We start from the raw sequence: 21,580 nt of genomic DNA, 5'->3' as shown, positions 1-21,580 counted from the left end.
ATAGGAATTGCAAGGGTTTATGCCCCTGGCCCGCTTGCCAAAAAAAGCGCGAAGCAACCATATAATTGGTTATTATTTATTAGTTTTGTGGCGCGCCGTAATGGTTGATGCCCTTATCGCTAGGCTTGACCAACCACAGCAACAACATCAGGCTGTAAAGCGCGCAGACCATACCCACCAACACCGCGGCGGGCCCAAAATTGTCGACCGGCAGGTTGGAAAAAAAGGAAAAACCATCGTGGCAAAAACCATAATCCATCATACCAAAACCATCGCCCCTGCCCATCATATTGGATGAATCCAATAGCGAGGCAAAAAGCGTAAAGGGCAAGGTCGGCAACAACAACATCGGCAACAGAAAAAATCCTGAACGATTGGTGTCGTGTAGCCGACGGATTGTTACGGTGATGGATGGCAAAATGGTGAGGATGGCAATTACCCAGCCAACCATCGGTATCAGCCATAGAATGGTGCGAAAAAATTGAAACCACCAAAATTCTGAGCGGCTGGCGCGGCCCGAAATGACTATCGATTTGCTAAAGCAGGTTTTAATGGAGTTAGCAAGATTCATGTTCGTTAATTTGTTATGCGCTGTTATTTTGTGTCGTCAACATACACTAACCGCTAGGGTTTGTCATTATTAGTTTCAACTATCTTTTAATTTTTATCGCAAGCCATAATTATTAATGCCCTTATTACCGCGTTTCAACAACCACCACAGCAACACCAGGCTATAAATCGCCACCATCATGGTCAACAGGATAGCGAATGCCCCCAGGTTATGGGTTGGTTGGTCCAGCCTTATGGTCAAGGAAATATTGTCGTGGGTGAGGACGTAATGCACCTTACGCGAAATATAATTCATTATGGCGGTGCTGTAATTAATAACGTGCGAGATGCCAGCCACACCCATCATGGTGCTACCCACCATGCCCATCAACACCCCCTGCAGGTTTAACAGCGGAAAGGCCATGGCGACCGGCCACACCGGCACGAATATCAACGGCAAAAGATAAAAACCCGAATGGTTGGTGTCGTGCAATCGCCGCACCGTCACCGCAATGGCGGGCAGAATACTGGCCAGCCAAAACAGCCAGCCGATAAGCGGCATCCACCAAATGACAAAGCGAAATACTTGGAACCACCAAAATTCTGAACGGCTAGCGCGGCCAGAAAAAGTGATATATTTGCCAAAGCAAGTTTTTATAGAATCGGATAGGTTCATTATTGTCCCTCTTTTTATTACATTTCTGTTATTGTCTGTCCTGAGACATTTTATAGGGTATTTTGTATTTTTTGTTATTGCCAACCACGGCCATTTTGCATGGTTTTTGGCCGATATTGTTTTATGGCTGTCTGTGCCGGCCTTGGGTTATATGGCCGTTGGCTCGGGATTCACGGCCTTGCTAACCGCGATGCCTGCCCCTTTTGACTTTTGTATTTTTTGGCTGGCTTTCTTAGCCAGCAGGCCGCTATTTTTTGCTTGCGGGTTTTTGCCCTGGCTTGGCGGTTGCGCCATGGGTTGCGATAAATATTTTTATGTTGTTTTTTAATTCAACGATGGCATCCTTGCCATAGATATTATCGCCGTTGGTGCCGCGTTGGCAATAAGATACCAGCAAAATAATTTCATAAATCAAACTGCAATAAAAAAGGCTAAGCACCCTAAATTGGGTTGCCCATTGAAGCGGTTGACCCGATGGTTGAAATAAAAAATCATTCAACATCACCCCCTGTTGCAACAGCGCGCGCACGCCAAGCAAAAACCACGGCACATAAAAAAACTTCGGCAAAAGAAACCACGCCGAATGCTCCACATCATGCAGGCGGCGCACATGGCACGCCACGATGGAGGGTAAAAGCACCCCCGTCGCCACCAAGGTCAATAACAACGCCATGTCATTGGCCGTAACCAAAAGATACATCAGGAGGCCATAAACGATTTGAAATGACCAAAATTCTAAACGGCTGGTCCGGCCGCTGTAACGGTGAAACCCAAGAAAAGAATTTTTATAAATATAAAAAATCGACCAACCGATGTTTGAAATTTTTGCCATGGCGATTATTGGTTATCAAATTATCAAGTAAAAAACAAGGTTGCGATGCAGGTGATATTATAGCCTTAGGCGCGCCCATTAAGCAATGTCGCGGGTAATGGCGGCGGTCATTAGCAATGGGTTTTTCCAACCATCGTCATGCTCCGGCGTGGGCCAGGTCGAAACCATGACCATCACCAAATTGTTTTTTTTATCTATCGACACCATTTGGCCATAAACGCCGAAGCAGCTGATATGCGGCGGCGTTACATCATTTATCCAGAAGAAATTTTTATAACCGCCGCCCGGCGCCAGGGCGGGGTTGGTTTTGTCAAACTTGTATGGCGCGGGGTTATAACATTCAGCGACCAACGATTCCGTCAATACCTGCTTGTCGTTGATGAAGCCGTCCTCCGCCATCATAACACCAAATGCCAATATATCGCGCGCCCGCGCGCACAAACCGCCAGAACCGATGCCAAAGCCGCTGGGGTCAAGTGTGATGTAGCCATTGGCACCGGCGCCCATCGGCCGCCATAAAAATTCAGAAATCAGGTCAGCAATTTTTTTACCGGTTAGTTTTTCAAAACAATGGGTAACAACATCGGCCTCAACACAGCGATAAACCATTTGCTCGCCATGGGGAAAGCTTATTTTTTTTAATGTTTGCAACAGCGCAAAATTGTCGCGGGGGTAGGAGCCGTCGTTCCCCTTCCATCCATTGGCGATATCAAGCGCGTAGCTATCGCCGCTGGTATCGTCGATGGGAAATTCATAATAATCTTGCTTAAACTCGATGCCACTGCGCATGTCCATCGCCTGTTGCACGGTGGCACCGGCATAGCCGGTGTTGTTCATCTCGGGCAAAATGGATTCTATCAACATATCACCACGCAGGATTTTTTCGGCCTTCAATTTCTGGCCGACCGCGCCGATAACTGATTTGGTGACAGATTGCAATAAATGACAACTGGCGGCGTTGGTGAAGCTATGGTATTTTTCAAAAATTATTTTGCCGCGATGATAAACCAAAAAACCATCAACAAACCCATGGTCGAGGTATTGCTTCACGCTGGTCGCCCTGCCCTTACTATCGGTAAAATTTATCGCCTCTATATCCTGCTTCTGTTCGGCAAAATGCAACATGTTTTTTTCATCGCGGGCGATGGTCGCGGTTGGCATGAATTGATTGCAATGATTAAATGCCCAGCGCATTTGCGGCGGGCTATCCCAATTTTCCAAATTGACCTGCAACTCATTTGTCACCGGTTTACCCGCCATGATGGGTGGTTGCGCTAGATTATTAGGAAAAATATTGGGCAATGAGGTTGGCAATCTTTATTGATGACAAATAATTTAGGACAAGTAATTTAGGATAGCGCATTAACGATGGCTTCGCTTGCCAGAAGCGAATCGACCCAGCCATTATCGGTGCCGTGGGTCGGCCAACTGCTAAAGGCGGTAATCACTACGTCGTTGGTTTTGTCGATGTAAACCAATTGGCCAAACACGCCCGAGCATAAAATCACCTGCGGCGATTGGTCATTAATCCAGAAAAAATTCTTGTAACCGCCGCAGGGGGTTAACTCCGGGTGTTTTTTATCAAATTGGTAAGGCGCCGGGTTGTAACATTCGGCGACCAATGATTCGGGCAGTAGTTGTTTGCCGTTGATAACCCCGCCCTCCGCCATCATAACGCCGAATTTTAACATATCAACCGCGCGGGCGCAGGCCCCACCCGACCCGATGCCATAGCCGTGGGAATCGACGGTGAAGAAGGCGTCACCCTCCGCCCCCATCGGTCGCCAGAAAAATTCAGAAACCAATTCGGCAATTTTTTTACCGGTTAGTTTTTCGATGCAATGGGTCACCACGTCGGTTTCAACGCAACGATAAATCATGTCGTGGCCATGGGCGAAGATTTGTTTTTTGTAGGTTTGGAGTAATGAAAAATTATCCGATGCAATATTGCCAGGGTTCGGTTTCCAACCGCTGGCGACGTCCAAATCAAAACAATCGCCCTGCAATGGGTTTTCAAAATAGGTTTCTTTAAAATCGATGCCGGTGCGCATATCCATCGCCTGTTGCATTGTCGCGCCGGCGTAGCCGGTTTTTTTCATCTCGGGCAAGATGTCTTCTACCAACATGTCGCCACGCAAGATTTTTTCGGCCTTTAATTTTTGCGCCACCGCGCCAACCAATGATTTGCTCATCGATTGCATCAAATGCCGGCTGGTGGCGGTGGTGAAGGCAAAATATTTTTCAAAAACAATTGCCCCCTTATGATAAACCACATAGGCGTCGGTGAAGCCGTTGCTAAGGTAAGCCTCCAGGGTCATGGCCTGCCCCTGGTTATCGGTAAAAGGCACCGTCGATAAATCTTGCAATTTTTTTGGAAAAAACAACGCGTTTTTTTCATCGCGCGCGATTATCGCCGACGGCATGATTTCGTTGCAATGGCTAAATGCCCAGCGGTTATAGGGCGGCGAATCCCAATTTTCCAGATTGACCCGCCATTCCTGCGGGACGGGTTTGCCCCGCATGATGGGCGGTTGCGGTTGGTTATTAGTAAAAATTTTTTTCATCGTCATTTATAAAAAAAACCATAGACACGCCTAAGCAAGGTTTTTGCTGATGGCCTCGCTCAACAACATTACATCGTGCCATTCGTCGACATTGTAATAGGTTGGGCTGGTGGCAAATTGCACTATCACCATGTCCTTTTCTTTATCCATGATGACATTTTGGCCAAACACGCCGCTACACATAATAACCGGCGGCGCAACATCCTTTATCCAAAAAAAGTTTTTATAACCACCGCACGGGGTTATCTCCTCATTTTTTTTATCAAATGGGTAAGGTGACGGGTCGTAACATTCGGCAACCCGCGCCGCCGATAACAATTGCTTGCCGTTGACAACCCCATCCTCGGTCATCATAACGCCAAATTTTAACATATCAACCGCCCGTGCCGACATGCCACCGCAACCGATGCCATAACCCATCGGGTCAACGGCGATGGCGGCATCGGCCTCCGCCCCCATTGGTCGCCAAAAAAATTCGGAAATCAATTCGGCAATTTTTTTGCCGGTTAGTTTTTCGAAGCAGTGGGTGGCGACGTCGGTATCGGTTGAACGATAGACTACTTGTTCCCCGGGGGGTGATATTAGCTTTTTATAAGTTTGCATCAAGCTATAATTGTCCTTGGGGTGGCGACCATCATTTGGCTTCCACCCATTGGCGGCATCAAGCGCGTAACAATCGCTTGCGATGTCGTCCATCTCATCATAATTTTCAGAAAAACTTATGCCGCTTCTCATGTCCATCAGATGCTGGATGGTCGCGCCGCCGTAGGCTGTTCCTTTAAGCTCGGGCAAAACCTTTTCCACCAACATGTCGCCATGCAATATCTTATCGTCTTTTAATTTTTGGCCGATCGCGCCGACAATCGATTTGCCCATCGATTGCATCAAATGACAACTGCGCTGGTTGGTGAAGGCAAAGTATTTTTCAAAAATAATTTTACCCTTGTGATAAACCAAAAAGGCATCGACAAAACCCTTTTCCAAATAATCCTGCATGCTGGTCTTGACGCCGCGGCTATTGGTAAAGGTTAACCCTTCAAGGTTTTGTGGTGCCGTCGGAAAAAATAAAGCATTTTTTTCATCGCGCGCAATTACCGCCGAGGGAATAATTTCACTGCAATGATTAAATGACCAGCGGTTATAGGGCGGCATATCCCAATTTTTTAAATTGATTCGCCATTCTTGCGGAATTGGCTTGCCCTGCATGATGGGCGGTTGCGGCCGGTCGTTGGCGTAGGCCGCTATTGTGTCCATTGCGCCCCCGCCAAGTTTCGCATTGTTTGTTGTGTTATTCATTATGTCATTCTCTATTTTTTTTATCATATAGTTTGTCCTCCCTATATTGTTCTAATCTAATCATGGTCATTATTTATTTGACCCACAACTATTTAAATCTAGCATTATAGTTTTATTATACAAGCAGAATCTTTTCGTTATTGTTATATTGTTTTTGAATGTCAAAAATGCTATGAGAGCGAAATGTTAAGCGAAAAACAAAAAAAATTCCTTCTGGGAAACGAAAAACTCCCCACGCCGTTCCAAGTTATCGACCTTGAACTGGTGGCCGAGCAGTATAAAAAATTTCGCGACCATTTATCCTTTGCCAATATCTATTACGCGGTCAAATCAAACCCCAATGATGAGGTTGTTAAGAAATTGGTCTCCTTGGGGAGTTATTTTGATACTGCCTCTATCGAAGAAATCGACCAAGTGTTGTCGCATGGTGCAACGCCCGACAAATTATCCTATGGCTCGACGATAAAAAAATCATCGGCGATTAAGGCCGCCCTGGCGAAGGGCATCCGCCTGTTCGCGATGGATTCAGATATGGAATTAAAAAAAATTGCGGATGAAGCCAAAGCCCTCGGGCTGACCGATGTCGGCGTTTATTGCCGCATTCTGCATGATGGCACGGGCTCGGGCTACCCGCTAAACCACAAATTTGGCACCACCCCCGCCGAAACGATTGAATTATTAAGCCGCGCCCGTGAATTGGGCCTGGTGCCGCGCGGCGTTTCGTTCCACGTGGGGTCGCAGGCGCGGTTGTCCGCCCCGTGGCTAAATGCCTTGAAAACGGTAAAGGAAATTTTTGATGCCCTGGCGGCGCGCGGCATCATGCTTGACCTTATCAACCTGGGTGGCGGCTACCCCGCCCGTTATCGCAACGATGAAAACACCATGAGCATCGACGCCATCGGTGCCGATATCGCCGCCGAAATAAAAAAACTATTCGGCGACCAAAAAATTTATTACCTTATCGAACCTGGCCGCGCCCTGGTGGCCGAGGCCGCCATTTCAGTCGCCGAGGTTATTTTAAAAAGCCACAAAGAAAACAGCGGCGAGTGGTTGTATATCGACCTTGGGGTTTATAACGGCTTGTTTGAGGCCATCGACCCAACGGCGCAACATGTTATTGCGCCGCTACAACCAATTCCTGGGCCGACCGAACCGATGATTTTGGCCGGGCCGACCTGTGATAGCTGGGATACGCTTTATAGCAAGGCGAAATATGACCTGCCACGCGATTTAAAACCTGGCGACCGATTGGTGTTTATCAATACCGGCAGTTACAGCGGTAGCATGTCGTCGCTCAATTTTAACGGCTTCGCGCCGATTCATATCTACACCATTTAATATCGTTGCTGGCCTTGGTCGCCTTTACAAGCCAAAGCCAAATTCGGTGGCGTCGTGTTTTTCGCGCCAATCGGGCGTCAGGCGGATGAAGATTTTTAGAAAAACCTTTTGCTCGAATAGCTCCTCCATCTGTTGGCGCGCGCGACTGGCGATGGTTTTCATATTCTGCCCACCACGCCCCAATATCATCGGCCGGTGATTTTCCTTTTCGATGTGAATTGTTTGATGAATATGGAGGGTGGTTTTGTTTGTTTTATTATTTTTTTCGACCTTCCAACTTTCGGTTTCGACCCCCAAGCGATAGGGTAATTCTTGATGCAAATAATTAAACAATTGCTCGCGCAAAATTTCCGCGGCAAATAATCGGTCAGGTAGGTCGCTGGCTTGGTCGCTGTCGTAATGCCATGCCCCCTGCGGCAATCGGCTAACCAACAATTTTAACAAATCGCTGGTGCCATCTTTTTTCAAGGCCGATATCATCAACACCCGTTCGACCGATGATTCTTTTTCTATTTTTTCGGCCAAGGAAAGCAATTGTTCTTTTTTTACCTTATCAATTTTGTTCAGCACCGCGATAACCGACGCCTTGTTTTTTTCCAACTGCGATAAAATATGCAACACATTGGGCGTCAGGCCGCTGTCGGCGGCGATAAGCAACACCGCGCAATCGACCCGCTCCAAGGCCTGCCATGCCGCCTTGACCATTTGCCGGTCAAAACTATCCTTGGCGTTAAAAATACCCGGCGTATCGATAAGCGCCATCTGCGCCCCGCCCGATTCGACAATCGCCGTCAGGCGAAAACGTGTGGTTTGTGGTTTGCGGCTGACGATGGAAACTTTTTGGCCGGTCAAAACATTGGCCAGGGTTGATTTCCCCGCGTTGGGCGCGCCCAGCAACGCTACCACGCCAAATTGTTTATCGCTGTTGCTATCAGTTTTTTTATCCGCTTCTTGATTAGAATTTTTATCCTTTATCATTTTTTTTCTTTCATTATAAATCTAGTTTTTTAATAATCGTCATGGCTTGGGTTGCCGCCTTGCTCATGGCCAATTTTTTTGTTTTGGCGGTCGCGGTGATAACGCCAACCGACGGCACCCCCGTTTCCAATTCAACGGCAAAGGTTGGCTCATGGTCGCTACCGCCGGTCGACAATAATTTGTAACTCGGCGGCGGTAACTTCCTTGCCTGCAACCATTCTTGCAATTGGCCGCGTGGGTTGTTGATTGTCCCCTCGGCCTCGACCAAAAATTCTTGCCAATGTTTTCTGACAAAGGATTCGACCACCTCCATCCCCTTGCTTATATAGAGCGCGGCCAAAAAGGCTTCAAGGCTATTCACCATCGCCGATTCGATGGCGCGCTCGCCAAGTTTGTTTGGAATTTTCGTTTCCAGCAACGCCGCCAAACCCAATTTGCTGGCGACGCTATATAATGTGTCGGTCGATACCATGCGGGCCGAGGCAATGGATAAAAAACCCTCCTTTTGCTCGGGGTATAGTTCATACAGCCAACGCGCCATCACCAACCCCAACACGCGGTCGCCCAAAAATTCCAATCGTTCGTAATTGCCCTCATGCTTTGCGCTGGGGTGGGTGAAGGCCTGGCGCAACAGCGGCTCGTGGTCTATATTGAAATCGATACCAATGGCGAGGTTTATTAGCTCCAGAAAAACTTTATCTTTCATTGTTATATTGCTTCATGATTTGGGGACAACGATGGCTCATAACCTATTTGCCTTTTAATTATTGCACCACCGAAAAAAATCGCTTGAAGCGCAACGACCAGCCAAACGATGTTTTGTTATCATTTTTATTGGTGGAAAATAACACGCAGGCGACGCGACCGATGATGTTTTCGCGCGGAATAAAACCAACGCCAAAGGGCGGCAGAACGCGGCTATCAAGCGAATTGTCACGATTATCACCCACGCCAAAATACTGGCCTGCCGGCACCACATAGGGGGCGGTATTGGCCAATTCCCCCTGGTTACCGTTTAGTTGGATGACGTTATAGGATTTTACGAGGCCATTATCCTTATAATTGCGGGGAATGGTTTCCTTAAATTGTTGAACGCTCATGTCATTATTATCGTCCATGCCATAATCTTCAATCGCCGTGCGTGGCAATGGTTTGCCATTTACCCATAGGATGCCCTTTTTCATCTGCAACGTATCCCCGGGCAGGCCGACGATGCGTTTGACGTAACTTTCTTTCGGGTTGGGGGGGAAGCGAAACACCACCACATCGCCGCGTTTAACCTCGGTGCCAAAAATGCGGCCGGCAAAATCCACCGGTTCTAGCGGCAGGCTGTATTTGCCATAGCCGTAGCTCATTTTATTAACCAAAATATAATCACCAATCAATAGGTTTGGCACCATCGATGACGAGGGAATAACGAACGGTTCAAACAACAGGGCGCGAAACGCCATGACCAAAAGAAAAATTTGCGCGAAAAAAAACCCGAGGTCGTATTTTTGTTCGATTTTTTTTGAAAAAAACCCGTGGCCGCGCACATGCCGCACCGCGAAATCAACTAGCACCAGAAATAATAAAAGATAAATAACTATCGATAAATGCATTGGTTGTGCCCTTTAAAAACTATTTTTTGCTTATTGCGTTTCCAACTGGGTTAAGAAACTTGATAGTCTTTCTTCCTTATCGGTTTTTATCAACGGCTCGATGACGTCATCCAGCGCCGAACCCTGCATGATTTCATTTAATTTGTAAAGGGTTAATTTAATGCGATGGTCGGAGACGCGGCCCTCGGGGAAGTTATAGGTTCTAATTTTTTCCGCCCGTTCGCCCGACCCGACCATCAAACGGCGTGCCGCGGTGCGTTTTTTCATTTTTTCCTCGCGCTGATGCTCGAACAACCGCGCGCGGAGGAGGCGCATCGCCTGCGCCCGGTTTTTATGTTGCGATTTTTCGGTTTGGCAGGCCACCGCCACGCCCGACGGCAAGTGGGTAATCCGCACCGCCGAATCCGTCGTGTTAACATGTTGGCCGCCGGCGCCTTGCGACCGATAGGTATCGACCCGCAAATCCTCGGGGCTGATGGTGATTTCGACCTCCTCCGGCTCGGGCAAAATCGCCACTGTCGCGGTTGAGGTATGAACCCGCCCGGCGTTTTCGGTAACCGGCACCCGTTGCACGCGGTGCACGCCGCCCTCGAACTTCATCCGCTCGAAAGCTCCCTCCCCCTTTATCGAGGCCGAACCGGTCGCCAAGCCGCCCAGGTCATTTTCGCTGATATCGATGGTTTCAAACCGCCAGCCATTTTTTTCGGCGTAACGGCGATACATGGCGAGGAGGTCGCCGGCGAACAAGGCCGCCTCCAACCCGCCGGTGCCGGCCCGCACCTCAACGATTAAGGAATCGATATTGTCGTCTTCGTCGCTGGGAATCAATTCCAATTCGAGCTCGTGGCGCAGAACCGGCAATTGCGGCGTTAATTCCTCTTTTTCCTGAGTCGCCACGGCGCGCATCTCCTGGTCTAATGTTTTATCGGCTAACATCTCGTCGCAATCCTGCAGTGATTTTACCATGCGCAGGTATTTTTCCATGTCGGGCACAATTTTGGCCAGCGACGATAATTCCTTGGCCAGGCCGCCCATACCCTTGAAACCGGTAGTGTCGCCCTTGACCATTTTGTCCTGCAATTCTTGGTAATAGGCCAATCGTTGGTTGACATAATTGTCAAATGGGTTGGTGGTTTTTTTTGCGTCGCTCATTTTTTTTTATTTATCCTTTACGCTATTTTTTTTGCTTTGGCGATGATATCGCTTAAGCCCATGGTTTCTTGCTTGGTTGCCTGTTGGTTTTCCTGAGTGCTTTGTTCGGTATTTTGTTGTAAATTTTTATATTGAAATTGATTCTTTGCCAACTCGTCATCGCCAAAAATGATGGCCACCGCGGCGTTTAATTTGTTGGCGCGGCTCAGGGATTTTTTGATATCGCCGCTGAGGCCAATTTCAACCCGCAAACCGGCGTTGCGCAATTGCATCGCCACGCCGGCGACCTTGGCCAATGATTTATCGCCTATCGGGCAGAGGAACAATAAGGGCGATTCCTGAACCGCATCATCCGGCAATAGCTCCAACAAACGCTCCAGGCCGGCGGCGAAGCCAACGCCGCGCACGTCCCTTGCCCCGAACATTGCCGGCAAATCGTCGTAACGCCCGCCGGCCAAGATGGTGCCCTGCGCCCCCAATTGTTGGGTGACAAATTCAAACGCCGTGTGGCAATAATAATCCAATCCGCGCACCAATTGTTGGTTAACGGCGAAGGGAATCTTGGCGTCGGTTAATAAAGCCTGTAGCGCGGCAAATTTCTCGGCCGATTCTTTATCATAATAGTTTTTTAAATGCGGCGCGCCGGCCACCAATTTTTTATCGCCCTCATCTTTTGAATCCAATATGCGCAGGGGATTTTGTTGCAAACGCATTTTTGAATCGGCCGACAAATCGTTTTTGTAGGGATTAAAATAATCGACCAGGGCGGCGCGGTAGGCGACGCGCGATTCGCGGCTCCCCAAGGAATTTATTTCCAAGCGGTAATCACCAATGCCAAGCCCAGTTAAAAAACCATGGCCGAGGGTGATGACCTCGGCGTCGACCATCGCGGTCGCGGCCGATGATTGCGGCGCGTGTAAATACTCGACGCCAAATTGGTGAAATTGGCGATAACGACCACGTTGCGGCCGTTCGTAACGAAACATCGGCCCGTGATAAAAAAACTTGCAGGGCAATTGTTGTTGCAAACCATTTTCAACAAATGCCCGCATGACGCCGGCGGTGTTTTCGGGGCGCAGGCAGATTTTATCCCCGCCCCTATCCTCAAAGACAAACATTTCCTTGTGAATAATATCCGATTCCTGGCCCAGCGATTCGGTAAAAACCTGCACCGATTCGATAAGCGGTGTGATGATTTCTTGATAATTATAAAGCTCGGCGATGCGCCGCGCCCGCGCCACCACGGTGGCCAATTTGGCCGATCTTTTGCCAATAAAATCTTGGGTGCCACGCACCGATTGAATATTGCTCATGATTTTGGTTTTTATTATTACTGGTCTGGTTATTTGTGGCCGCTTGCTGATGCGCCGCTGTTATGCCGCGCCGCCAATTTTTCTTCCACTAAACCGACCAAATAATCAACGATATTATCATCTTGGAAGCGGTGCGCCGGAATGCCGCCCAAATATATTTGGTGGGTGGCGTGGCCGCTTGCCCCCTTGCCGCCGCCGGTAAAGCCAATGTCGGTTTCGCGCGCCTCGCCCGGGCCGTTAACCACACAGCCGATGACCGACAGGGTGATTTCTTCCTTGATATGCGCCAGGCGTTTTTCCAACTCGCCGACGATTTTTATCACGTCAAATTGCTGGCGCGCGCAACTGGGGCAGGAAATAATTTTGACGCCACGGCTTCTTATGCTCAGGGATTTTAAAATTTCGTAGGCAACGCGAACCTCCTCCACCGGGTCAGCCGACAGCGACACGCGAACCGTATCGCCAATTCCCGCCCACAATAAATTACCCATACCGATGGCCGATTTAATCGAACCGCTCATCAACCCGCCGGCCTCGGTAATCCCCAGATGCAGGGGGCAATCGATTTGTTCCGCCAATTGTTGGTAGGCCGCCACCGCCAAAAAAATGTCGGAGGCCTTGACCGAAATTTTAAATTCATGAAAATCCAAATCTTGTAATATTTTTGCGTGGTGAAGGGCGGATTCGACCAGGGCCTCGGGGCATGGCTCGCCATATTTTTCAAGCAGGTGTTTTTCCAACGACCCGCCGTTGACGCCGATACGCATCGAACAGCCATTATCACGCGCCGCCTGCACCACTTCCCTCACGCGGTCTATCGGCCCAATGTTGCCGGGGTTGATGCGCAGGCAGGCCGCGCCGTTTTTCGCCGCCTCTATCCCTCGGCGATAATGAAAATGAATATCGGCGACTATCGGCACCGACGAATATTTGGTGATTTCTTTCAGGGCGGCGCTGGAGGCTTCATCGGGGCAGGAGACGCGAACAATATCGGCCCCGGCCTCGGCTGAGGCCTCGATTTGTTTCAACGTGGCGGTGGTGTCGGTGGTTAGGCTGTTGGTCATGGTTTGCACCGCTATCGGCGCGTTGCCACCAACCGATATCGCCCCGACCTTGATGGTTCGGCATGGGCGGCGATGGATGGTGCGAAACGGGCGATGGTTTTCCATGATTATTTTATGATTATTCTATTTCTGCCTTAAAAAATTATTGCGCAAATGATGTTTTAAGCCATACCATATTTATGACAAATTCGCCATATCAGGTTGAACAGATTCTCCGCCATCATCAGGCGTTTTTTGTTGGCTTTAATCGCTGGCAAGTTTTTTTCGTATGCCCCCGATTTGATGGTGCGTTTGATAAGGGCGATGGCATCCCTCGGCCGGCTGATATCGATGGCAGTTATCGACGCGGTGTCGAAATAATCCGCGACGTTTGGTGCGCCGGCATAAAAAACAAAACATTCGGCGAGCAATGGGTCGGCCAATTTTTCGGTCCAATAATGGGGGATGAGCGAATTTTCCAGCGCGATATGATATTTATATTTTTCCAACCCGGCGGCTTTATCGGCGATGAATTGCCGCTTGCTGCCAAAAATATCCAGCATATCGCCCAATTCCTTATCCTTCGCCAATTCATCGACGAAGGCAACGCGCAATTGTTGTTGCGCGGTGCGATGCTGGCGCGACGCAATCACCGATAGGATTTTTTCTGGTGATTTGTTTTTATGGGGCGATTGCAACAAATCTTGCCAATTTTTGGTGATGACTCGTTCGCTTGATTTTTGCTTGTCCTGGGCAAAACCATACCACCATTCCAACCCGCCGTGCGATTCGACCCATTTGCCATCGCGATACCATGTTGGTCTTGGCCGTTGCGCGACAACGATGCCAAATTGCGACAGAAATTTTTTACCATAAACCACCCGCGCGAAGGGCAAAACCATCGGTTCGGTTTGAATATGTATTTTGCGCCGGCGTGGATGGTTAATCACCAATGGCCAATAGGGAATGGAAAGTTTTTTGGCAATGCTATGCCACAGGTTTTTTTTATAGGGCGGGTAATGCCACACCACCACAATATCATCGGGCAAAATCGCTTGGTTGAAAACAAAATGTAAGTTTTTCCATAACACACCATCCCTACCCCGTTGTGGGGCTTGCCGCGCCAATACCCTGGCCGACGCCAGATGCTCGGTCAGTATATTTACCCGCGTCGTTGTTTTTAACCTATGAGCCGGCTTGCTTGGTTGTTTTTTCATCATAATTCTTTTATATCTTTCGCATTAGCTTCACAAGGGCTTCCCAACAGATTCCAAACCGATTCCCAAGAATTTTTATGCACCCACCACCATGCCCAGCACCCCACTTGTTTCGATTATCATGCCGGTGTTCAATGGTGAGCAATATATTGCGCGCGCCATCGATTCGGTGTTGCAACAAACCTATAAACAACTGGAATTAATTATTGTCGATGATGGTTCGACCGACGGCACGGCGACCATGGTTAAAAAATACCAAGCAAGCGATAAACGCGTAAAATATATTAAAAACAAAAAAAACAGCAAGCAATGGTTTTCGCGCAATGTGGGGCTGGCCGCCGCAACCGGCGATTATATTGCCTGGCAAGATGCCGACGACATGGCCGATAAAACCCGCATCGCCAAACAACTAGATTTTTTACAAAAAAACAAAGCTTATGATTTGGTGGCCAGCGACATGATGGTCATCAACCAAGATGATAAAAAAATTTCCATCGTGCGGGGCGGCACAGCAAGCCCACAAGATTCATGGTTGCATCGCCAAAGACTATTTTGCCCCAGCCTGATGTTTAAAAAAAATATATTATTATCGCTCGCCCCGCCCTATTGTCGCCCCTTGCCGATTGGTGAAGACATCGACCTGCTTTATCGTTTGCGCGAACAAAAACATCAATGCGGCATTATCCATCAATCGCTTTACCATTATCGGCGCGCCGGCGGGCAAACCACTGGTTTTCATTTTCTATCGTTGCTTTATGGCGAATTGGTGCGCTATTCATCCTACAGCCGGCAAAACTTGGCGCGCGACCTGTTGCATTTTCATAACGACGAATTGTTGGCGGCGCGCGATTTGCCAAGTGCCTTTATCCCTTTCTTGCGTGAAAAAAAACTACAGCACGTGCATAAGGTTTTTATCAATCGTTTTGTCATTGGGCAATATTATTCGTTATTAAAAACGCCGCTGGTTTTTATCAACAACCTGCCGCTGTTAGGGCGATTTTATATTACATTGTTGCACCATCAGCCGGTGCGATTCATTATTGCGTCGGTTATGGCCGTGCCGCGTCAATTGTTGCGACTGGTTTATTGCCGCCTGACCCAGCAACGTTTTTTTGTCGACTAAATTATGTCTTTTTTACTGCTTGCGCGGGCTTGACAGCAACCATCACGGCTTGCTATTACAATTGCCCATCGAAGCATTCTTCCCCCCACAACACAAGCGCATCGCATAAAATGCTAAGATATTTTATCTTTTATTAATTATATTATTTTATTTCCACTTATACGATAGTTGCTTCTTAGCTTGCAACCATCGTCCACCTTTCCTTTAGAAAACGTTGCTCTCACCATGTCAAAAGCTCATAAAAAATCTGGCCTATTTGGCTTAGGCTTTCTTTCGTTGGGGATTGTCTATGGCGACATCGGCACCAGCCCGCTTTATACCATCAATGGCATATTTAATAATATCACGGGCATTGCCTTAACGCCGGTTAATATCCTCGGTGCAATCTCGGCTATTTTTTGGGCATTGATTATCACCGTGTCGCTAAAATACGTAATGATAGTGCTTCGCGCCGACAATCGTGGCGAGGGTGGTATCCTTGCGCTACTCACGCTTGTCTCTTCTATCACCCGAAGCAATAGCCGTAGTTACGGCATTTTCCTCGCCTTGGGCATGTTGGGGGCGGCCTTGTTTTTGGCCGAAAGCGTTATCACGCCAGCAATTTCGGTGCTGGGTGCGTTGGAGGGGTTGAATTACGCCCCAGCGCTACAAGATATCCGTTTTAACGTCGTGAGTATAGCGGTTTTAATTTTGCTTGTGTTGTTTTACGCCCAACGTAGCGGCACCGCAAAAATTGGCAATTATTTTAGCTACATCATGGTATTGTGGTTTGTGACATTGGGGTTTTTTGGTTTTTTGAGCATCGCCAAGAACCCAGCTATATTAGCCGCCCTTAACCCGGTAGTCGCCATACGTTTTTTATGTGGCGATGGCAAAATATTATTTGTCGCCCTTAGCGGTATTGTGCTGGCCGTGACCGGCGTCGAGGCGCTTTATGCTGATATGGGGCATTTGGGCAGGAACCCTATTCGTTTTGCTTGGACATTGCTGGTCTTTCCGGCCCTCTCCCTTAATTATCTTGGCCAGGGGGCTGAGCTCCTGCTTAATCCTGAAGAGGCTATCAAAAATCCTTTCTACCATCTTTTTCCTGAGCCTTATATTTTGCCGGCGGTTATTCTGGCTACCTTTGCCACGATTATTGCGTCGCAGGCAGTTATTTCAGGAACATTTTCGATGACGCGCCAGGCGGTGCAACTGGGGTTGTTGCCGCGTCTAAACATCATTCACAAATCGCCCAATGTTATCGGGCAAATTTATATCCCGCTTATCAATTGGTTGCTATTCTTTTTGGTTTTTATGACGACCATTATTTTTCAAAGCTCCCACAACCTTGCCTCGGCCTATGGTATTTCGGTAACCCTGACCATGATTATTTCTTCTATCTTAATGTATCAAGTCGTGACCAAACGCTGGCATTGGAAAAAATGGATAGCCCTGCCGGTTATTTCTTTCTTTTTGTTATTTGATTTTTCCTTTGCCCTTTCTTGCTTGAGTAAGTTATGGCACGGTGGCTGGTTCACCCTGGCGATTGCGGCATTCGTGATGATTATCGTGACGACGTGGCGGCAAGGCAAGGCCATTTTGGTGCGGGTGATGCGGAGCGAGGCCTTCTACCTGGAGCCCTACATCAAGAATCTTATGAAGCGCAAAAAATACCCCAACGTTAACCGCACGGCGGTCTATTTGGTGGAAAATCCCGATTCGGTGCCGTCGGCTTTCGTCGATAACCTAAAACACAACATGGTGATGCACGACCGAAATATTTTCTTAACCGTTGAATTCACCACCGCATCGACCGTGCCAATTTCTCATCGTTTGGAAATGAAAGAAATCATCCCGGGGTTTTGGCAAGTCAAGGTGCGTTATGGTTTTATGGAACACCCCGATATTCACCCGGTGTTGGAAATTATGAAGGAGCGCGGCCTGGATGTTGACCCCACCAAGACATCCTACTTCATGAGCCATCAAACAATTGTTTCGACCCATATTTATGGCATGGCCTATTGGCGCGAACAGGTTTTTTCTTGGATGTATCGCAATTCCAATTCGATTTTTGAATATTTCGATATTCCGCCAAGTCAGGTTGTCATTCTCGGCTCGCGGATACAGATATAGCGCTTCCGCTAAGGACTGTATTGCTGCCGCAAGCGAGATAATCTTTATAGTTTTTATCTCAAGCGATGTTCGCACGCTTCTAGATTTAAGGGCAGATTACTGCCGCAAGTGTAAGAAAAGGTTATTTTTCTTTAAAATAAGTGGTAGAGAATACAGGTTTTTGCGCTTGCACTAGGCACAATTTATTGCCCTACCACTTCGTTGCTTGAGGGCAATAAATTTGCCATACCACTTCGTTGCTTGAGGGCAATAAATTCGCCCTATCGCTTCGCTACTTGAGGGCAAACCAAATTGCCTAGATATTCGAATCCGGCACGGCGTCTTTTTTCTGCTTGATAAAGGCCAAGATGGCTTCGTCCTTGGCCTTATCCAACACCGGCGCATGGTCAGGGTATTCGGTTAAAAGTTTTTTTACCAATTTGTTGGCGCGTTGCGTCATATCCTGTTCGCCCTCGGCCAGCCACTGTTCAAAACTATTATTGTCGGCGATCGGTGAGCGGTGGAACGCCGTTTCATAATTATTTTGCGTATGTTCACAACCTAAGAAATGGCCGCCGTGTTTGACCTCGTAAATCGCGCCCATCGCCTGTTGGTTATCATCGGGGGTGATGCCTTGCGAAAATTTAACCATCATCAGGGCTTGGTCGGCGTCCATCACAAATTTTTCGTATGATGCCGACAGCCCGCCCTCCAACCAACCAGCCGTGTGGAGCATGAAATTAACCCCGGCCAACATGGCGGTTTGCAATGTGTTGGCCGATTCGTAACCCGCCTGGGCGTCGGTGATTTTTGAACCATTCAGACCACCGCCCGAACGGAACGGCACGCCCAACCGCCGCGCCAATTGCGCCGCACCATAAAGCACCAGGGACGATTCCGGCCCGCCAAACGTCGGCGCGCCCGATTGCATCGAAATGGTCGAGGAAAAAGTGCCAAACACCACCGGTGCACCCGGCCGCACCAATTGCGTCAGGGCTATACCCGCCAAACATTCGGCGTAAAGTTGCGTTAACGTGCCCATCACCGTGACCGGGCTCATCGCGCCCGATAAAATAAATGGCGAAATGACCGTTGCCTGGTTATTTTTGGCGTAAACTTTTAACGCGGCCAACATGGTGCCATCAAACACCAGCGGTGAATTGGCATTGATAAGGTTAATAACGACGCAATTTTTATCGACAAAATCCGCGCCGAATAAAATTTTGCACATCTCGACCGTATCCTCGGCACGCTCGCCCGCCGTTACCGATCCCATGAATGGTTTGTCGCTGTATTTCATATGGCTGTAAACCATGTCGAGGTGCCGTTTATTGACCGGCAAATCAACCGGTTCGCACACCGTGCCACCCGAATGGTGGATGCCCGGCGACAGGTAAGCTAGTTTTATAAAATTGCGAAAATCCTCAATCGTGCCGTAACGCCGCCCCTTATCCAAATCACGCACAAATGGCGAGCCATAATTTGGCACCAGCACCATGTTTTTGCCGCCGATTTGCACATTGCGCGCCGGGTTGCGGGCATATTGGGTAAATTCCTTGGGGGCGGTTTTTTGAATAATGCCCTTTAAAAAGCCAGGCTCGAAATGAACCTTGTCGCCCTTCACATCGGCACCGGCCTTTTTCCAAAGCTCCAAACTTTCGGGGTCGTCGCGAAATTCAATACCCAGTTCTTTTAAAATTTTGTCGGCATTGCCCTCGATAATTGTCAGCACTTCATCGGAAAATGGGTCATAGGTTGGCACCGCGCGGGTGATATAGGCCGGATAGGAAAGTGCCGAGCCAGCGGCGCGGGCGGCGGTGCGTGCCCCCCGTCCCCGTCTTTTGTTTTCAACATCACTCATACGGGTGTTTTGCTATAGTTTAAAGAAAAATGCAAGAGCAAAAAATTGCAAACCAAAACTACCAAGAGTGTTATAAAATTTTATAGCAATGATTTATTTTTTTAGCGAAATAAAATATATTTTCTAAGCTTTCGTTACTTATTGTTTGCGGTTGATGAAGTCGTATGTTATAATGCGAAACCAGTTTTCGGAAAAAAACACGAGGGTAAATTAAAAAATGACAAAACAGAAAAACGGCGGCGATCTTTGGCAGATTTATTTTAAAAATAATAAAGAGATTCCCAATATCATAGAAGCCAATCACCAAGCTGTCTCGGCCGAGATTGAAACCTTCAGACAAAAATACCCTCGCCTATCGTCTATCGATGTTTTATTCCCTGGTTACTCTGGGCATTTACGCGGCAAACGTATCGCCATCCATGATGTAAAATCATTGGCCGCCGGCGACGTGCATATTCCCATTTCGATTTCGTTGCTTGATTTTGCCGGTGCCAATTGCACCTTTTTACCCCAAGGGAACGAAGACGCCGACCCCGATTGCCTGTGGGAACCAATCGCCGGCACCATGAATATCGTGCCCTGGGCCAATGAATATATCGATAATGGTAAGGGCGAGATTTCGCTGGGCGGCCAACGGGCGCAAATTTTGGGACGTCACACCATGCCCGACGGCACCCCCGCCCCGGGTGACCCGCGCCATGTGCTGGCCAAGCAAATTGCTTCCTTCGCCGAATTGGGGTTGCGCCCCGCCATGGCGTTGGAATTTGAATTTTACCTCTGCAGAATGGCATTGGATAAGGAAGGTCGGCCACAAATGGCGTCCTACAGCAAATCGGGCCACCCGCCGATTGATATTCATTGCAACGACATGACCGACATGGATAGTTTTGACGCCGTCCTGTCTGAAATGACCGCCACGTTAAAGGCGCAGGGCATGGACGCGCTGTGCGCCACCAAGGAATATTCCCCCGGGCAATATGAAATCAACCTGCCATACGATACCGACGTGATGCGCCTGTGCGACCAGGCCTTGCTCTATCGCCGCGTTATCAAGGCGGTGGCAAAAAAACACGGGCTTAACGCAACCTTCATGGCCAAACCCTTTGCGGGTTTTGCTGGCTCGGGGTTGCATGTCCATATCAGCCTGTTCGACGAACAGGGTAATAATATATTTGAAAAGGGGTTGGATGAAAAAGGCCGCCCGCTGGTTAACGACCAATTGCTCCACACCATCGGCGGGGCGATGAAACACACCAAGGATTTGATGGTGCTCCTCTGCCCGACCAGCAATTCTTATCGTCGCTTCATGCTTTATGGTGCCTACGCCCCCATCAATTCATCTTGGAATATTGACGACCGGTCGGTTGCCTTCCGCATTCCATTATCCAACGCAAAAAACACACGGCTTGAATATCGCATCGCCGGGTCGGACGCTAACCCTTACTTTGTTTGCGCCGCCTTGCTGGCCGCGGTTAAGGATGGCCTGGAAAACAAAATTGTTCCACCGGCCAAGGCCAAGGTCGAGCAAGGGCGCGGCATGGATAACAAACCGGATTTCCCCTTCTATTGGTATCAGGCGATTGAGAATTTTCACCAATCGGCCTTTGCCAAAAAAGCATTTGGCGAGGAACACCACGAGCGGCTTTACAAATTTCACTTGAGCGAATTTCATTCGTTCCATTCGTTTCAATCGCGGCTTGATATCACGCGGTATTTCTTTCATTTGTAAGCGTTTGCACTAAGCACTTTATTGCTACCGCAAGTGAGCAAAGGTGTTTTAAGATTCCGCTAAGGGGGGCTTCCGCAGTCGAGGCAACAGCCATATAAGACTTTGCTGAGGGGCAATTTATTTACCCTATCACTTCGTTACTTGAGGGCAATTTATTTGCCCTATCACTTCGTTACTTGAGGGCAATTTATTTGCCCTATCACTTCGTTACTTG

18 protein-coding genes are annotated in these 21,580 nt (G+C 48.4%); 4 read left to right on the top strand and 14 right to left on the bottom strand.

What is annotated here, in order from left to right:
• Nucleotides 1–79 precede the first annotated feature (79 nt).
• From QM529_01380 to QM529_01355, 6 genes are all read right to left on the bottom strand, one after another.
• Nucleotides 80–571: a DUF805 domain-containing protein gene (locus QM529_01380; GenBank protein MDI9313317.1), complete on the bottom strand. Its 492-nt coding sequence runs from the start codon at nucleotides 569–571 to the stop codon at nucleotides 80–82.
• A 93-nt stretch (nucleotides 572–664) separates the two neighbouring features.
• Nucleotides 665–1,225 (bottom strand): DUF805 domain-containing protein, encoded by a 561-nt coding sequence (locus QM529_01375; protein ID MDI9313316.1) that lies wholly within the window; start codon nucleotides 1,223–1,225, stop codon nucleotides 665–667.
• Nucleotides 1,226–1,472: 247 nt separating this feature from the next.
• On the bottom strand, nucleotides 1,473–2,057 hold the full coding sequence (locus QM529_01370; GenBank protein MDI9313315.1) for a DUF805 domain-containing protein: 585 nt from the start codon (nucleotides 2,055–2,057) through the stop codon (nucleotides 1,473–1,475).
• Between the two features lie 78 nt (nucleotides 2,058–2,135).
• Entirely contained in the window at nucleotides 2,136–3,317 is a 1,182-nt protein-coding gene (locus tag QM529_01365) for a serine hydrolase (protein MDI9313314.1), read from the bottom strand.
• Between the two features lie 89 nt (nucleotides 3,318–3,406).
• The gene (locus QM529_01360) at nucleotides 3,407–4,621 is read right to left on the bottom strand and encodes a serine hydrolase (GenBank protein MDI9313313.1); all 1,215 of its coding nucleotides are present in this window, start codon (nucleotides 4,619–4,621) and stop codon (nucleotides 3,407–3,409) included.
• A 30-nt stretch (nucleotides 4,622–4,651) separates the two neighbouring features.
• A complete protein-coding gene (locus tag QM529_01355) occupies nucleotides 4,652–5,917 on the bottom strand; it encodes a serine hydrolase (protein MDI9313312.1) in 1,266 nt (421 codons plus the stop codon).
• Nucleotides 5,918–6,100: 183 nt separating this feature from the next.
• Between QM529_01355 and QM529_01350 the strand changes: the two genes are divergently transcribed.
• The gene (locus QM529_01350; GenBank protein ID MDI9313311.1) at nucleotides 6,101–7,255 is read left to right on the top strand and encodes a type III PLP-dependent enzyme; all 1,155 of its coding nucleotides are present in this window, start codon (nucleotides 6,101–6,103) and stop codon (nucleotides 7,253–7,255) included.
• Between the two features lie 24 nt (nucleotides 7,256–7,279).
• Here the strand turns inward: QM529_01350 and era are convergent, their stop codons facing one another.
• The 7 genes from era to QM529_01315 are packed head-to-tail and all read right to left on the bottom strand — an operon-like array spanning nucleotide 7,280 to nucleotide 14,562.
• The gene (era, locus tag QM529_01345; GenBank protein MDI9313310.1) at nucleotides 7,280–8,233 is read right to left on the bottom strand and encodes a GTPase Era; all 954 of its coding nucleotides are present in this window, start codon (nucleotides 8,231–8,233) and stop codon (nucleotides 7,280–7,282) included.
• 13 nt (nucleotides 8,234–8,246) lie between these two features.
• Complete coding sequence (gene rnc, locus QM529_01340) at nucleotides 8,247–8,939, bottom strand: ribonuclease III (protein MDI9313309.1); 693 nt, start codon at nucleotides 8,937–8,939, stop codon at nucleotides 8,247–8,249.
• 58 nt (nucleotides 8,940–8,997) lie between these two features.
• Nucleotides 8,998–9,834, bottom strand: a complete 837-nt coding sequence (gene lepB / locus QM529_01335; protein ID MDI9313308.1) for a signal peptidase I — start codon at nucleotides 9,832–9,834, stop codon at nucleotides 8,998–9,000.
• Nucleotides 9,835–9,864: 30 nt separating this feature from the next.
• Nucleotides 9,865–10,986 carry a peptide chain release factor 1 gene (gene prfA, locus QM529_01330; GenBank protein MDI9313307.1) on the bottom strand — a complete coding sequence of 374 codons (1,122 nt, stop codon included), beginning with the start codon at nucleotides 10,984–10,986 and terminating at the stop codon, nucleotides 9,865–9,867.
• A gap of 17 nt (nucleotides 10,987–11,003) precedes the next feature.
• Nucleotides 11,004–12,299 (bottom strand): histidine--tRNA ligase, encoded by a 1,296-nt coding sequence (hisS, locus tag QM529_01325; GenBank protein MDI9313306.1) that lies wholly within the window; start codon nucleotides 12,297–12,299, stop codon nucleotides 11,004–11,006.
• A 29-nt stretch (nucleotides 12,300–12,328) separates the two neighbouring features.
• A complete protein-coding gene (gene ispG, locus QM529_01320; protein ID MDI9313305.1) occupies nucleotides 12,329–13,468 on the bottom strand; it encodes a flavodoxin-dependent (E)-4-hydroxy-3-methylbut-2-enyl-diphosphate synthase in 1,140 nt (379 codons plus the stop codon).
• A gap of 56 nt (nucleotides 13,469–13,524) precedes the next feature.
• On the bottom strand, nucleotides 13,525–14,562 hold the full coding sequence (locus tag QM529_01315) for a glycosyltransferase family 10 (GenBank protein MDI9313304.1): 1,038 nt from the start codon (nucleotides 14,560–14,562) through the stop codon (nucleotides 13,525–13,527).
• 88 nt (nucleotides 14,563–14,650) lie between these two features.
• On the opposite strand from QM529_01315, the gene QM529_01310 reads away from it, so the two are divergent.
• Complete coding sequence (locus QM529_01310; GenBank protein ID MDI9313303.1) at nucleotides 14,651–15,682, top strand: glycosyltransferase family 2 protein; 1,032 nt, start codon at nucleotides 14,651–14,653, stop codon at nucleotides 15,680–15,682.
• Nucleotides 15,683–15,907: 225 nt separating this feature from the next.
• Nucleotides 15,908–17,797, top strand: coding sequence for a KUP/HAK/KT family potassium transporter (locus tag QM529_01305; protein ID MDI9313302.1), 1,890 nt, complete (start codon nucleotides 15,908–15,910; stop codon nucleotides 17,795–17,797).
• Nucleotides 17,798–18,092: 295 nt separating this feature from the next.
• Here QM529_01305 and QM529_01300 read toward each other — a convergent pair whose 3' ends face one another.
• Nucleotides 18,093–19,637 carry a trimethylamine methyltransferase family protein gene (locus tag QM529_01300; protein ID MDI9313301.1) on the bottom strand — a complete coding sequence of 515 codons (1,545 nt, stop codon included), beginning with the start codon at nucleotides 19,635–19,637 and terminating at the stop codon, nucleotides 18,093–18,095.
• A 217-nt stretch (nucleotides 19,638–19,854) separates the two neighbouring features.
• Here QM529_01300 and QM529_01295 point away from each other — a divergent pair, with 217 nt between their 5' ends.
• Nucleotides 19,855–21,366, top strand: a complete 1,512-nt coding sequence (locus QM529_01295; protein ID MDI9313300.1) for a glutamine synthetase family protein — start codon at nucleotides 19,855–19,857, stop codon at nucleotides 21,364–21,366.
• The last annotated feature ends 214 nt before the right edge of the window (nucleotides 21,367–21,580 follow it).

The organism is Hydrotalea sp., assembly GCA_030054115.1.
In the GTDB taxonomy this organism is placed as follows: Bacteria; Pseudomonadota; Alphaproteobacteria; order JASGCL01; family JASGCL01; genus JASGCL01.
This window is presented reverse-complemented; position numbering and strand designations above follow the sequence as displayed.